The sequence below is a fragment of the Marmoricola sp. OAE513 genome (genome assembly GCF_040546585.1).
Lineage (GTDB): Bacteria > Actinomycetota > Actinomycetes > Propionibacteriales > Nocardioidaceae > Marmoricola.
The window spans coordinates 1754612-1768902 of the sequence record NZ_JBEPOC010000001.1 but is presented as its reverse complement, the minus strand read 5'-3'; the positions used below and the strand labels follow the sequence as shown (position 1 = coordinate 1768902).

Genomic DNA, 14291 nt, shown 5'->3' with positions numbered 1-14291 from the left:
TCACCATGGCAATTGGACTCGGGATCGGCCTCTTCCTCATCGTGCTCGGCATCGCCTGCGAGTTCGTCGTCGCACACCTCGATGCGCCCACGGCGCCTCGACCGGCAGTTCCGGCAGGGCGCTAGCCCCGTCGTACGGATCAGCTCTCGGGGCTGATCTGTCGAAGCTCGTAGCGGGTCGTGTACCTGTTCTTCGGGTCCAGCTCCTTGATCAGCGCGATCAGCTCGGCGTGGATCTCGATCAGGCGCCCGTAGTTCTCGGACTCCGCGATGTGCTCGATGCCGGCCACGACCGGTTTGAACCAGCGGCGGAACGACTCGTCCTTCTCGAACTTCGCGACGAACTCGGCGTACCCCATCACCCGAGGGAGGCGGCCGATGTCCTCGATGACGTCCCAGCTGAACATCAGCTCGCCGATCGCGCGCTGCTCGACGTTGAAGAACAGGAATCCCTCGTCGTACTGGCTCTCGCGGAGCGTGGAGCGGACGGCGTGGATCAGCTTCGAGACCCTCGGGTCCCGGTCGCCCTCGCCGCTGGAGCTGAGCACCACCTGGCGGCGCGCTTCGATCCAGCCGAAGTAGTGCGCGAACAGGAACGAGGTGCTGGTGACGACGTAGTCGCCATGCGACTGGTAGCGCTCGACCAGCGGCACCCACCCGGTCCGCACGATGTTGTAGATGCGTGACTGCAGCTCGGCGGCCGCCTGCGCCAGCGGCTCGTAGACCCGGCCGGCCGCCTCCTGCGCGGTCGCCTGCCGGAGGTCGCGCTCGCGCTGGTCCTCCAGCTCGTGCCGGATCTTGATCGAGCGGTTCGTGAACCAGCCGGACAGCACCACGCTCGCGATGCTCAGTGTCATCGCGGCGACGGCGAGGCCGGTCTGAGTCGACATGGCCGGAGCCTAGGCCGCACCGGTGGGCGATGCCTAGGTCAGCGGGTTCGCGATCTCGTCCTCGGGCAGACGCCAGAGCAGGATCGCTGCGACCGCGAACACCGTGGGCGCGATGCCCGCGATGAAGAACGTCGTGCGCAGACCGATGAGGTCGGCGACCGGACCGGCCAGCGCCATCGACACCGGCATCAGGCTGACCGAGACGAAGAAGTCGAGCGAGGCGACCCGTCCCAGCAGGTCGGGCGGCACCCGGCGCTGCAGCAGTGTCCCCCAGATCACCATCGGCCCGGAGAAGAGCACGCCGAGCACGAAACCGCAGGCGACCACGACCCAGATGTGCGAGGTCACGCCCATCACGACGAACGGAACGCAGCCGACACCCCACATCAGGTTCATCACCGTGAGGTAGCGCCGTGGCATCGGGCGCGACGCCATGATGATCGAGCCGATAGCGCCGCCGACGCCGAAGGCGGCGAGCACCAGGGCGTGGTCGCGCGGGCCGCCACCGAGCTTGTCCTTGATGAGGAACGGCACCAGCACCTCGAGCGGACCCATCATGACCAGGACCATGAGGGAGGCGAACAGCAGCGTGGCGAGCAGCCAGGGCGTGCGCACCATGTAGCGGAACCCCTCGGCCATGTCGCTGATCGCGGAGGCGACCGGGTGCTGCTCGGTGAGGGCCTCCAGGTCGCGGCGTACGGGTGTCTTCGGCACCACCGCGAGGGCGAGCACCCCGGCGGCGGAGCAGACCGCGGCGACGGTGAAGGCGCTGCCCGGTGACGCGGCGCCCACGATGACCCCGGCGAGGCCGGGACCGATCGCCTGGCCGATGGTCGGGCGGACCATGCCCTCGAATCCGTTGACGGCGAGCAGGTCCTCCTCGGCGACCATGGCGGGCAGCCACGCCGAGTACGCCGGGTAGTAGAACGCCATCCCGGCGCCGCTGACGAACGAGACCACCGCGAGGTGCCAGATCTCGGTGGTGCCGGTCAGGGACAGCAGCGCGACCAGGGCCATCCCGGCGAGCTCGATGGTCGCGACGACGAGCAGGATCGACTTCTGCGGGATGCGGTCGGCGACCACGCCACCGAGGAGGGCCGGCAGCACCACGCCGACCGCGGCGCAGGTGGAGACGATCGAGAGCTGTCCCGGTCCGCCACCGATCCGGATGACCTCCCAGACCAGCGCGACCACCCAGACGCCGGCCGCCAGCGTCTGGAGCACCAGTGCCAGCGCGAGCTTGCGGTACGACGGAGACCGGAACGGCGTCAGTGCGCGGGGGAGCGGACGCCCCTGCTGGGTCACCTCGGCCTGCTCGGTCATGCGTTCAGTGTCACCGCCGCGACCGACAACCGCGAGCGAGTTACCGGCTCAGAACGCGAACGTCACCCCGGTCGCAGCCTCGCTCTCCTTCCAGAGGCGGGCAGCGAGGTCGTCGTCCTCGGCGTACGGGTTGAGTCGGGCGGGTCCGATCGGTCCGCGGCTCTCGCCGATCCACTGCGGTCCGGTGTAGGACCCGGGCTCGGCCAGCGTGGCGGCGTACAGGGTCGGGTTCGCTCCGGCGGCCGCCGGCTGGAAGAGCAGCGGGAGGATGAACGGTCCGACGGTGCGGAAGATCCAGTTCGCGCCCATGCCGTCGGGGTCGATGATCAGGCCCGTCGAGGAGACGCCGGGGTGGGCGGCCGTCGAGGTCAACGGGCTCCCGGCAGCGGCGGCGCGCTTGTGCAGCTCACGGGCGAACATCAGGTTCGCGAGCTTGCTCTGGGCGTAGTACTTGTTGGCGTCGTAGGTCGCCTCGGGGTTCGCGTCGACGACGCCGGCGTCCCCGCCCAGGTGGGCGATCGACGCGATCGTGACGACCCGCGGGGCGGGCGCGGCCAGCAGCGCGGGGAGCAGCCGACCGGTCAGGGCGAAGTGTCCGTAGTGGTTGGTGCCGAACATCAGCTCGTGGCCGTCCTCGGTCTCCCGGTACGCCGGCGGCCGCATGATGCCTGCGTTGTTCACCAGCAGGTCGAGCGGACCGGTCCAGCGCTCGGCGAAGGCCGCGACCGAGGCCTGCGAGGCCAGGTCGAGGTGCTCGACCTCGGTGTCGCCGGGCATCTTCGCGGCAGCCTCGGCGCCGGCCTGCAGGTCGCGGACCGCGAGCACGACCCGGGCGCCGTGGTCGGCGAGGTGCCGGGAGGCGTGGAAGCCGATCCCGGAGTTGGCGCCGGTGACGACGGCGATCTTCCCGGAGAGGTCGGGAAGGTCGGCGGGCTTGAAGCTCACGGCTGGTGGACCAGGTCGGCGTAGTCGGGGTGCTTGCCGATCCACCCCTTGTAGAACGGGCAGATCGGGACGACGTCGTACTGGCCCGCGGCGCGGATCTCGTCGAGCGACTGCCTGACGATGGCGCCGCCGATGCCCTGACCCTCGAATTCGTCGGCCACCTCGGTGTGGGTGAAGACGATCGACGAACCGCGCAGGTGGTACTCGGCGAAACCGGCCAGCCGACCGTCGACGTGCGCCTCGTAGCGGCTCAGCTCGGTGTTGTTGGAGACCTCGACATCGCTCATGGGGACCACGCTACTCAGCAACGTTTCAAACGCGTGACGCGGGGAAGTCATCTCCTGATCGCCCTCCCTTTACGACCTCGCAAACTGCTGATATCCATGATCCGGGGGACTGTCACCAGCGTTGTTTTCTTACTCGGACGAAAGCAGGCCCCCTCCATGCGGATCTCGGTCAACGGTGCTGCCCGCGCCACCATCCTCAGCGCGATCGCAGCGCTGTTCCTCGCGCCCCTCGCGATCGCGCCGACCGCCCAGGCCGCCGTCAACCACCTCGTCATCAACGAGGTCTACGGCGGCGGCGGCAACACCGGCGCGCAGTACTCCTACGACTTCGTCGAGCTGTACAACCCGACCGACCAGGCGATCTCGCTGAACGGCAAGTCCCTGCAGTACCGCTCGGCGACCAACACCGGGACCGGCCTGACGACGCTGTCCGGCTCCGTGGAGCCGCACGGGTACTTCCTCATCCAGGGGGCCGGTGGGACCTTCACGCCGGCCGACCTGCCCTCGCCCGACGCGGTGAGCAGCATCAACCTCTCCGGGACGAACGGGACCGTCTTCCTGGCGAGCACGACCTCCCTGGTCACGCTGACCGCGGGATCGTCGGTCGCGAACACCAGCGTCATCGACCTCGTCGGGTACGGGAGCTCGAACACCTTCGAGGGCACCGCGGCCGGGGCGCTGTCGAACACCACGGCAGCCTCCCGCAACGCGCAGCACGACGACACGGACGTCAACAGCGCCGACCTCACCGTCGGTGCCCCCGCACCCCAGAACTCCGACGACAACCCGGTCGGCTCCGAGCCCGCGGTCGAGAAGACCATCCCGGAGATCCAGGGGAGCGGCTCCGAGAGCCCGCTGGTCGGGAAGAAGGTCACCACCCGGGGTGTCGTCACCGCGGCGTACCCGACGGGCGGGCTCAAGGGCTTCACGATCCAGGTGCCGGGGACCGGCGGTGACCTCGACCTGTCCGAGCACACCACCTCCGACGCCGTGTTCGTGTACGCCGGCAACATCGCGCCGGCGTCGTACCCGGAGATCGGTGACTACGTCGAGGTGACCGGTGCGGTCAAGGAGTTCAGCGGACTCACCGAGATCCGCCCGGTCGTGGTCGACAACATCACCGAGCTCCCGGACAACGTCGCGGCGCCGACGCCCGCCGTGGCGACGTGGCCCGGCGGCGCTGCAGCGCGGGAGTCGCTGGAGAGCATGCTGTTCGCACCGAGCGGGCCGTGGACGGTCGCCGAGGTCTACAACCTGAACAGCAGCGGGCAGATCGACCTGGCCCGCGGCACCACCCCGCTGCGCGTCCCGACCGACGTGGCCCGGCCGAAGACGGCGGCAGCTGCTGCGGTCGCCGCGCAGAACGCCGCCAAGTCGGTGACCCTGGACGACGGCGCCACCCTTGACTTCTTCGGTGCCGCCAAGAACACGGCGCTGCCGTGGATCACCCAGACCAGCTCGGTCCGGGTCGGCGCCTCGGTCGACTTCACCAAGCCGGTGATCGTCAGCCAGTTCGACGGCTGGAAGTTCCAGCCCACCGAGCAGCTCAACGCGGCGGACACCAACAACGTCAAGCCCGCCTCCTTCGAGAACACCCGCACCGCCCACCCCGACCCGGTGGACGGCCAGCTCAAGGTCGCCAGCTTCAACGTCCTCAACTACTTCACCCAGACCGGACCCGCCTGGATCGCGGCGGCGCAGGGGAACACCTGCACGTCGTACAAGGACCGGGCCGGGACGCCGATCGCCACCGACACCTGCAGCGGTGACGGTCCGCGCGGTGCCTGGGACGACACCAACCGGCTGCGCCAGCAGGCCAAGATCGTCAAGGCGATCAACGCCCTCGGCTCGGACGTCGTCTCGCTCGAGGAGATCGAGAACTCCCGCAAGTACGGCCCGAACCGCGACGCTGCGCTGAGCACCCTGGTGGACGCGCTGAACGCCGACGCCGGGAGCGACCTCTGGTCCTTCGTCCCGACGCCGACCGCGGCGCAGCAGCCCTCGCTCGCCGAGCAGGACGTGATCCGGACGGCCTTCATCTACAAGAAGGCCAAGGTCGAGACGGTCGGCAAGTCGCGGATCCTGGTCGGGAACGCGGCGTTCAACAACGCGCGCGAGCCGCTGGCGCAGGTGTTCAAGCCCAAGAACGGCACCCTGTCGCAGCAGTTCCTCGTCGTGGTGAACCACTTCAAGTCGAAGAGCTCCGGTTCCGGCGCCGACGCGGACCAGGGCGACGGGCAGGGCGGGTCCAACGCCTCGCGCGTCGCGCAGGCCAAGGCGCTGGTGACGTTCGTCGACCAGCTCAAGACGTCGACCGCGACCAAGCGGGTCTTCCTCACCGGTGACTTCAACTCCTACACCCAGGAGGACCCGATGAAGGTCCTCTACGACGCCGGCTACACCGACATCGGATCGACCTTCGCCGACGAGTACACCTACGTCTTCGACGGCGAGGTCGGCTCGCTCGACCACGTGCTCGCGAACAACGACGCCGTCGCCGACGTCCAGGGTGCTTCGATCTGGAACATCAACTCGGTCGAGTCGGTGGCCTACGAGTACAGCCGGTACAACTACAACGCGACCGACTTCTACGTCGCCGACCCGTACCGCAGCAGCGACCACGACCCGCTCGTCGTGGGCTTCGACAACCCGTCCTCGGCGGCGTCGGTGGTGCCGCTGAACCTGCTCGGCATCAACGACTTCCACGGACGCATCGACACCAACACGACGGCGTGGGCGACCACGGTCGAGCAGCTGCGCGAGGCCGGTGGCGAGGCCAACACGCTGTTCCTCTCGGCGGGAGACAACATCGGCGCCTCGTTGTTCGCGTCCTCGACCGCTGACGACAACCCGACGATCGACACCCTGAACGCTCTCGGTCTGGACACCTCGGCTGTCGGCAACCACGAGTTCGACAAGGGCTTCTCGGACCTGACCGGTCACGTGACGACCCGTGCGGACTGGGACTACCTGGGCGCGAACGTCTACCAGAAGGGCACCACGACGCCGGCCCTGCCGGAGTACAAGGTGTTCACCCGCGGCGGGATCAAGGTCGGCGTCATCGGCGCGGTCACCCAGGAGGCACCGTCCCTGGTGACCCCCGGCGGCATCGCCACGCTCGACTTCGGTGATCCGGTCGTCGCGATCAACCGGGTGGCCAACCAGCTCACCGACGGCAACGAGGCCAACGGCGAGGCTGACGTCATCGTCGCCACCTTGCACGAGGGCGCCGGCGAAGGTGCTCCGGACGGCGCGACGCTGGCTCAGGAGGTGGCCGAGGGCGGGGCCTTCGCGCACATCGTGAACGACACCAGCGCGAAGGTCGCCGCGATCTTCACCGGGCACACCCACAAGCAGTACGCGTGGGACGCACCGATCCCGGGCCAGAGCGGCAAGACCCGCCCGATCGTGCAGACCGGTGAGTACGGGAACAACGTCGGTCAGGTGCGCCTGCTCGTCGACCCGACCACCAAGCAGGTGACGTCGTACTCGCAGGCCATCGTGCCGCGCGGCGCCGTGGTGGACACCGACTACCCGCGGGTGCAGGCGGTCAAGACCGTCGTCGACGCGGCGCTCGCCCAGGCAGCGACGATCGGCAACGTGGTCAAGGGCAAGGTGTCCACCGACATCACCACCGCGTTCGGTGGGGGCTCGTACGTCGACGGCAAGTACCAGGGCTCGAACGCGAACAACGACCCGAAGTCGGGCCGTGACCAGCGTGACCTCGAGTCGACCCTGGGCAACCAGGTCGCCGACGCGCTGCTGGACAACCTGAGCACCAACGGGGCCCAGATCGCCATCATGAACCCGGGCGGTCTGCGCGACGAGCTGTTCTACAAGCAGAGCGTCGTCAACGAGGGCGACGGCAACGTGACCTTCGCGGAGGCCAACGCGGTGCTGCCGTTCGTCAACAACCTCTGGACGGTGAAGCTCACCGGCGCCCAGCTGAAGAAGGTGCTCGAGCAGCAGTGGCAGCCGGCCGGCTCGCAACGGCCGTTCCTGCACCTGGGACTGTCGAAGAACGTGTCGGTGCAGCTCGAGCCGTCGGCCGCGGCCGGCGACCGGGTGAAGTCGATCCGGGTGAACGGCGCGGTCGTGAAGCCCACCGACGTCTTCACCGTCGGGACGTTCTCGTTCCTGGTGACCGGCGGCGACAACTTCACCGAGTTCAAGAACGGGACGAACGCCGTCGACACGGGCAAGGTCGACCGGGACGCGTGGATCTCCTACATCACCGACCACAGCCCGCTCGCGCCGCGCTTCGACCGTCGCGAGGTGGAGGGCACCGGTTTCCCGGCGTCCATCGCCCCGTCGGCTGCGGTGAACTTCTCGCTGAGCCGTCTCGACCTGACGTCGATCGGCAGCCCGTTGAACACGACGGTCGCCGGCGTCCTCAAGACGCCGTCGGGCGAGACGTCGGTGGGCTCTTTCCCGGTGACCGCCGGGGCGGCGACGATCGCCTTCACCGCGCCGGCCTCGGTGCCTGAAGGCTCGTCGTACGTGTTCACGGCGCAGCCGAGCGGCACGACGGTGACGATCCCGGCCGAGCCGAGCCCGGTGGTCCCGCCGGGTCCGAAGGCCACGACGACCAAGGCGTCCATCTCCACGCCGACCACGGTGGTCAAGTACAACCGGCCTTATCTCCAGGTCACCGTGTCGAGCACGGGAGCGACCGTCGAGGGTGGCACCGTCCAGGTCCTCGACGGGGACTCGGTGCTGGCGACCGGGACGGTCAGTGCCGGCAAGGCGACGATCCTGCTGCCGCAGTTCCGGGCGACCGGGACGTACTCGCTCGTGGTCAAGTACCTCGGGAACGACGCGTTCAGCCCGTCGCAGGGCACCGCGAAGCTGACCGTCGTCACGGCGGGCGCGACGGTGCGCGGGTCGGTCACCCCGAACCCGGTGAAGGTGGGGAGGCAGGCCACCCTCAAGGTGACGGTGCAGTCGGTGCTCCCCGCGAACGGGTACATGAAGATCACCCGGAGCGGGAAGCTGCTCGGTCTCATCCAGATCAAGAACGGCGTGGGCAGCTTCAAGCTCCCGGCGTTCAAGACCAAGGGCACCAAGGGGGTGACGGCGACGTTCCTCGGGAACGACTTCGTCGGGTCCGACGACGCGAAGATCTACTTCACCGTCAAGAAGTAGCGCGAGAGCGAGCGGCGGCCCGGGAAGTTCCCGGGCCGCCGCTGCGTTGCGACCCCATGGCCGTCCCCGAGCTGCACCCGCTGCTGCGCGACCGTCGGAGCACGCGGCAGTACGACCCGACCCACGAGCTCGACGACGGGGTGCTCGTGCAGCTGCTCGAGGCGGCGCGGTGGTCGCCGAGCGCGGGCAACTCCCAGCCGTGGGCGTTCCTGGTCGCTCGTCGTGGCGACGAGGCGCACGACAAGCTCGTCGGGACGCTGAGCCGCGGGAACACCTCGTGGGTGCCGACGGCGAGCGCGGTCCTGATCTCGCTCTTCCGGGCCGGCGCCGACGAGGACCCGACGTTCGCCTACAGCGACTACGCGGCGTACGACCTCGGGCAGGCGGTCGCGCACCTCACGGTGCAGGCGCAGGCGTCGGGGTTGTCGGTGCACCAGTTCGCCGGGTTCGACCACGCCCGGGTCGCCGAGCTCTTCGCCGTCCCGCCGGCGTGGCAGGTGACGACCGGCATCGCGATCGGGTTGCACCAGCCGCGCGAGGAGGAGAGCCGACCTCGGGTACGCCGGGAGATCGGCGAGTTCGCCTTCAGCGGGACGTTCGGGACGCCCTTCACGCCGTAGTTTGGCCGGATGCGTGTCCTCTTCTTCGTCGTCCTCGCCGTGCTGGTGAACCTGCCGTACGTGCACGAGAGCTGGACCGACCACCGGGTGCGGTCGCAGGGGCGGGACGTCGAGGCCGTCGTCCTGAAGGTCCAGCAGGTCGACGACGGCTACCTCGTCGACTACCGGCTGCCCCGGTCGGTGGACCGCGAGCAGCGCACCTACTCGGCGTCGATCGACGTGGAGACCTACGAGCAGGCCGACGACAGCGACCGCATCGCCGTCCGGGTGGTGCCGGGAGAGCCGAACGCCAACCGCCCGCAGGGACTGGTCGAGAGCTCGCTCTTCCAGGTCATCGCAATCGTCGGCGACGTGACGCTGCTGCTGGCCGCCGGGTTGCTCTGGTACCGGCGCCGGAATCCCGGTGCGCTGCCGTCGGCACCGTGACCCAGGCCACGAAAGTTTACAAGTAGCAGGGTCTTGTCAAATCGCTTTACATTCCTTACGGTTGTGTCAAGTGGTCAGGACATTCACCGGTCCCGGCCTGTGGCGTAAGGAGAGATCGATGGCGATCAGCGACATCCCCAACTCGACGGTCCCGGAGGGGTCGACCGAGGTCTGGAAGGACAGCAAGCGCTACCTCTGGCTGATCGGCCTGGTGGTCCCGAGCCTGGCGTTCGTCGCGGCGATCGCCTACATCGTCACCGGCGTCGGGGCGGTGCTCTGGATCGGGCCGATCATCGTGCTCGGCGTCGTTCCGGCGATCGACCTGGTCGTCGGCCTCGACCGCGCCAACCCGCCGGACGACGCCATCGAGGCGCTCGAGAACGACAAGTACTACCGGTGGATCACCTACCTCTTCCTGCCGATCCAGTACCTCGGCTTCGTGGCGGCGATGGCCGTCGTCGCCGACCAGAACCCCGCCGGCTGGCTGGTGAACACCCTCGGCCTGCACGACTGGGGCGTCGGTCTGCCGTTCGGCGACCGGCTGATGGCCGAGAGCCTCGGCCTGTCGGTGGTCGACAAGATCGGTCTCGCGATCTCGATCGGCGTGATCGGTGGCATCGGCATCAACACAGCCCACGAGCTCGGTCACAAGCGCGAGGAGAACGAGCGCTGGCTGTCCAAGATCGCCCTGGCGCAGAGCTTCTACGGCCACTTCTACATCGAGCACAACCGCGGCCACCACGTCCGCGTCGCGACTCCCGAGGACCCGGCCTCCAGCCGCTTCGGCGAGAGCTTCTACGCCTTCTGGCCGCGCACGGTGGCCGGCTCGCTGAAGAGCGCGTGGCACCTGGAGAAGAAGCGGTACGCCCGCAAGAACAAGCACCCCTTCCGGATCGGCAACGACGTGCTCAACGCCTGGCTGATGTCGGCCGTGCTGTTCGGCGCGATCATCGTCGCCTTCGGCTGGGAGGTCACGCCGTACCTGCTCATCCAAGCCTTCATCGGGTTCTCGCTGCTCGAGGTCGTCAACTACATGGAGCACTACGGCATGCTGCGCCAGAAGGTCGGCACCGGTGACAAGCAGCGCTACGAGCGGGTCGACCCGAGCCACAGCTGGAACTCCAACAACATCGCGACCAACGTGCTGCTCTACCACCTGCAGCGGCACAGCGACCACCACGCGAACCCGACCCGTCGCTACCAGACGCTGCGCGACTTCGAGGAGTCGCCGGTGCTGCCGACCGGGTACGCCGGGATGATCGTCCTGTCGCTCTTCCCGCCGCTCTACCGCCGGGTGATGGACCCCCGGGTCCTGGCGCACTACAACGGCGACCTGACGCTGGCGAACATCCAGCCGAGCAAGCGGGCGAAGATCCTCGCGAAGTACGGCCTGACCGAGCACGAGCACGAGCTGGGAGCCGACCTCACGGTGGCCGACATCGCGAACGCGGAGGTCCTGGCTGCCAAGTGCCCCGGCTGCGGCTACACCTACGAGGTCGCGGTCGGCAACGAGCTCGAGGGCTTCGCCGCCGGCACCGCCTGGGCCGACATCCCGGCCGACTGGTGCTGCCCCGACTGCGGTGTCCGCGAGAAGGTCGACTTCGTCCCGACCGAGCCGACCCGGGTGCAGTCGTGAAGATCGTCCTCGATCGCGACCTCTGCGACGGGCACGGGATGTGCGAGGCGATGGCGCACGACTACTTCGAGCTCGACGACGACGAGATGCTGACCATCCTCAACGACTCGCCGCCCGAGGAGGACCGGGCCAAGGTGCACGCCGCTGTCCAGTCCTGCCCCGCCCTTGCGCTGACCCTGCAAGACTGACGCCATGAGTGCCGACACGACGATCACCCCGCGGGCGGGCCTGACGACCCTGCTCCCGGGGCTCGCCGGCGGTGCGTCGGGCGGCACCGGGAGCACCTGGCGCGAGCGGCTGATCGTGGAGGCCGCCGAGCTCACCAAGGCCGGCGGCTGGCAGGCCATCACCATGGCCAAGCTCGCCGACCGGGTGGGCGTCAGCCGGCAGACGGTCTACAACGAGATCGGCTCCAAGCAGCAGCTCGCCGAGGCGATGATCATGCGGGAGCTCGAGGTCTTCCTGCGCGGCGTCGACGCGGCGTTCGCGGCGAACCCCGACGACCTGGTCGAGGCGATCCGGCAGGCCGCAGCGGCGGTGCTGACCAACGCCCGGTCCAACCCGCTCCTGCACGCGGTGCTCTCGGCGAGCCACGGCGCGGAGAGCACGCTGCTGCCGCTGCTCACCACGCAGGTCGAACCAATCATCTCGGCCGCCGGGGTGCTGATCCGCGGCCACCTCGCCGCCTACCGGGTGGACCTGGCAGAGGACCGGATCGATGCCCTGGTGGACATGGTGATCCGGCTCCTGCTCAGCCACGTCACGGCGCCGAGCGGCACGCCCTCCTCGACGGCGGACGACATCGCGTACATCGCCGAGAAAGTCCTGCACGGCTCAGGGAAGTAGAGCGTCCATCTGGCCCATCGCAGCGGTGAGGCCCTCGACCATGCCCATCTCGACGGCCTTCTCCATCTCGGCGCGGTTCGCGTAGACCGAGGTCATCAGCAGCCGCGTGCCGCCCTCGAAGCTGCTGAGGCGCACGGCGCACTCGCAGACCGGCATGTCGTCGATCGGGGTGCCGGACTCGTCGGCGAACCCGTCGTTGAACTCGAACCCGTGCGGGGCATCGACGTCGGTGATCCGCCACCAGCCGCGGTACTTCTCGCCCTCCGGACTGGTCATGTAGTACGCCGCGGCGCCGCCGGGTGTGAGGTCGTGCTCGTCGAACGTGGCCGGGTACGTCGGCGGACCCCACCACTTCTCGAGCTTGCGCGGGTCGGCCCACAGCTGCCAGACGTCCTCGAGGTCGGCCGCGAACTCCGCGGTCGCGGTCAGGGTGAAGGTGTCGTAGTCCTTGGTGATGTCGATGACGGTCATCGGTCAGTTCCCTTCGGTCGTTCCTCGGTGTCTTCGTTGCCTGCCAGCAGGTCGGCCATCCGGTCGAGCCGGCCACGCCAGGTGGCCTCGAGGTGGTCGAGCGCGAGGCGGGCCCGCCGTACGGCGTCGGGGTCGGTGTGCACCACGGCTTCCCGTCCCTTCCTCTCCTTGGTGACCAGCCCCGCCCGCTCGAGCACCGCCACGTGCTTCTGCACGGCGGCGAAGCTCATCGGGTAGGCGTCGGCCAACCGGGAGACCGACAGGCCGTCGGTCGCCGAGCGGCGCAGGATGTCGCGCCGGGTCGCGTCGGCGAGCGCGTGGAACAGCTGGTCCACGACCTCGTCGGGAAGCGCCTCGGGTCCGGCGGTCAGCACAGTCGGTCTCCTCTATGTACAACCAGTTAGTTGTAGGTTAGCGAAACACCGCGACGCGGTCAAGGGTCTGATTCCTGTCGGGTATGTCCGGTTCCTGGCTAGCATGGCTCCGGTGAGGGGGGCTCGGATGGGAACGACGACGCGTTGGTGCGCGCTCGCGCTGGTCGGCGCGCTTGCTGTCGCCGGCTGCGGTGGCGCGCCCGCGAAGTCAGCCGCGAAGCCGAGCTCGTCCACCTCGACCACGTCCTCGGGCTCCGAGGTCGCGATGCCGCGGCCCGGGAAGTTCGACCCTCCGATCCAGTCGCCCGACATCCTGATCCAGAGCGGTGAGCCCCTGTCGAAGGACGTGCTGACGACGGCCAGGTCCACCAAGGGCGTCGTCGCGATCGAGCAATTCTCGATGGCGACGTTCTACGCCGAGGAGAACGAGATCACCTACGCGGCCGTCGACCCGGCCACGTTCCGCACGTTCACCCTCGGGCCGACGGCGGCGCTCAACGAGGTGTGGGACCGGGTCGCCGACGGCGAGATCGCGGTGCGACCCGACCTGCAGAAGTCCGTGGTCGGCGCCGACGACTACGTGACCATGGGCAACGACGACGACGCCGAGAAGGTGCACGTCGGCGCGTTCGCCCCGCTGGTCGACCGGTCGAAGATCGGCGCGATCGTCAACGAGCGCTGGGCGAAGAAGCTGCACATGCCGCAGGGGAACGCCCTCGTGCTCTCGACCGGCAACGGATCACCGGCGCCGGTGCTCAAGGCGCTGCGCACCGCTCTGGGCAACCGGGCGACGGTGACGCTGCTGGCACCGAACATCGACCCCGGCGCGGCCCAGCTCGCCGTTCTGACCGGTGGTTCGGTCTCCCGCGCCGTCGGGTCGTTCACCTACACCGCGAACAAGAACGGGTCGGTGAACCCGGACCCGCGCTGGGTCAACGCCTACATCCGCACCGAGCAGGTGCCCATCCTCGGGACCGTCCGCTGCAACAAGGCCATGCTGATCCAGCTGCGGGCGGCGCTGACCGACGTGGTCCGTGCAGGACTGGCCAAAGCGATCCACAAGAACGAGTACGGCGGCTGCTACGTGCCGCGGTTCATCGCCAGCGACCCGTCCCGCGGGCTGTCGTTCCACACCTTCGGCACTGCCATCGACCTGAACGTGCCGGGCAACCTGCGCGGCGTCCCGGGGGACATCAACCGAACCGTGGTGAAGATCTTCAAGCGCTGGGGCTTCAACTGGGGCGGCGACTGGAACTACACCGACCCGATGCACTTCGAGCTCGCCCGGATCGTCGCGGTCCGCTAGCTGTTGCGTCTCGGCTCGTAGGC

13 protein-coding genes are annotated in these 14291 nt (G+C 68.8%); 7 read left to right on the top strand and 6 right to left on the bottom strand.

All coding sequences use genetic code 11. From position 1 onward, the window contains the following. Positions 1–139: 139 nt before the first annotated feature. The 4 genes from ABIE44_RS09010 to ABIE44_RS08995 are packed head-to-tail and all read right to left on the bottom strand — an operon-like array spanning position 140 to position 3444. Entirely contained in the window at positions 140–889 is a 750-nt protein-coding gene (locus ABIE44_RS09010; protein WP_209719240.1) for a hypothetical protein, read from the bottom strand. 33 nt (positions 890–922) lie between these two features. Continuing rightward, positions 923–2212, bottom strand: coding sequence for an MFS transporter (locus tag ABIE44_RS09005; protein ID WP_209719243.1), 1290 nt, complete (start codon positions 2210–2212; stop codon positions 923–925). Positions 2213–2260: 48 nt separating this feature from the next. Then, a complete protein-coding gene (locus ABIE44_RS09000) occupies positions 2261–3157 on the bottom strand; it encodes an SDR family NAD(P)-dependent oxidoreductase (protein WP_209719246.1) in 897 nt (298 codons plus the stop codon). Continuing rightward, positions 3154–3444, bottom strand: coding sequence for a GNAT family N-acetyltransferase (locus tag ABIE44_RS08995; protein ID WP_209719249.1), 291 nt, complete (start codon positions 3442–3444; stop codon positions 3154–3156). The genes ABIE44_RS09000 and ABIE44_RS08995 overlap by 4 nt, the downstream gene beginning before the upstream one ends. Positions 3445–3600: 156 nt before the next feature. Here ABIE44_RS08995 and ABIE44_RS08990 point away from each other — a divergent pair, with 156 nt between their 5' ends. From ABIE44_RS08990 to ABIE44_RS08965, 6 genes are all read left to right on the top strand, one after another. Further along, a complete protein-coding gene (locus tag ABIE44_RS08990) occupies positions 3601–8589 on the top strand; it encodes an ExeM/NucH family extracellular endonuclease (protein WP_209719252.1) in 4989 nt (1662 codons plus the stop codon). Between the two features lie 56 nt (positions 8590–8645). Beyond that, a complete protein-coding gene (locus ABIE44_RS08985) occupies positions 8646–9209 on the top strand; it encodes a nitroreductase family protein (RefSeq protein ID WP_209719255.1) in 564 nt (187 codons plus the stop codon). Between the two features lie 9 nt (positions 9210–9218). Continuing rightward, positions 9219–9635 carry a hypothetical protein gene (locus ABIE44_RS08980; protein ID WP_209719258.1) on the top strand — a complete coding sequence of 139 codons (417 nt, stop codon included), beginning with the start codon at positions 9219–9221 and terminating at the stop codon, positions 9633–9635. 118 nt (positions 9636–9753) lie between these two features. Further along, entirely contained in the window at positions 9754–11271 is a 1518-nt protein-coding gene (locus tag ABIE44_RS08975) for a fatty acid desaturase (RefSeq protein WP_209719261.1), read from the top strand. Then, complete coding sequence (locus tag ABIE44_RS08970; protein ID WP_209719264.1) at positions 11268–11459, top strand: ferredoxin; 192 nt, start codon at positions 11268–11270, stop codon at positions 11457–11459. The genes ABIE44_RS08975 and ABIE44_RS08970 overlap by 4 nt, the downstream gene beginning before the upstream one ends. A gap of 4 nt (positions 11460–11463) precedes the next feature. After that, positions 11464–12117, top strand: a complete 654-nt coding sequence (locus ABIE44_RS08965; protein WP_209719266.1) for a TetR/AcrR family transcriptional regulator — start codon at positions 11464–11466, stop codon at positions 12115–12117. On the opposite strand, the gene ABIE44_RS08960 is transcribed toward ABIE44_RS08965, so the two are convergent. Both ABIE44_RS08960 and ABIE44_RS08955 read right to left on the bottom strand, forming a co-directional pair. Next, positions 12106–12588: an SRPBCC family protein gene (locus ABIE44_RS08960; protein WP_209719269.1), complete on the bottom strand. Its 483-nt coding sequence runs from the start codon at positions 12586–12588 to the stop codon at positions 12106–12108. The two genes, ABIE44_RS08965 and ABIE44_RS08960, sit on opposite strands and share 12 nt — an antisense overlap. Beyond that, positions 12585–12962: an ArsR/SmtB family transcription factor gene (locus ABIE44_RS08955; protein WP_354437952.1), complete on the bottom strand. Its 378-nt coding sequence runs from the start codon at positions 12960–12962 to the stop codon at positions 12585–12587. The genes ABIE44_RS08960 and ABIE44_RS08955 overlap by 4 nt, the downstream gene beginning before the upstream one ends. Positions 12963–13089: 127 nt before the next feature. On the opposite strand from ABIE44_RS08955, the gene ABIE44_RS08950 reads away from it, so the two are divergent. After that, positions 13090–14268 carry a M15 family metallopeptidase gene (locus ABIE44_RS08950; protein WP_209719272.1) on the top strand — a complete coding sequence of 393 codons (1179 nt, stop codon included), beginning with the start codon at positions 13090–13092 and terminating at the stop codon, positions 14266–14268. The last annotated feature ends 23 nt before the right edge of the window (positions 14269–14291 follow it).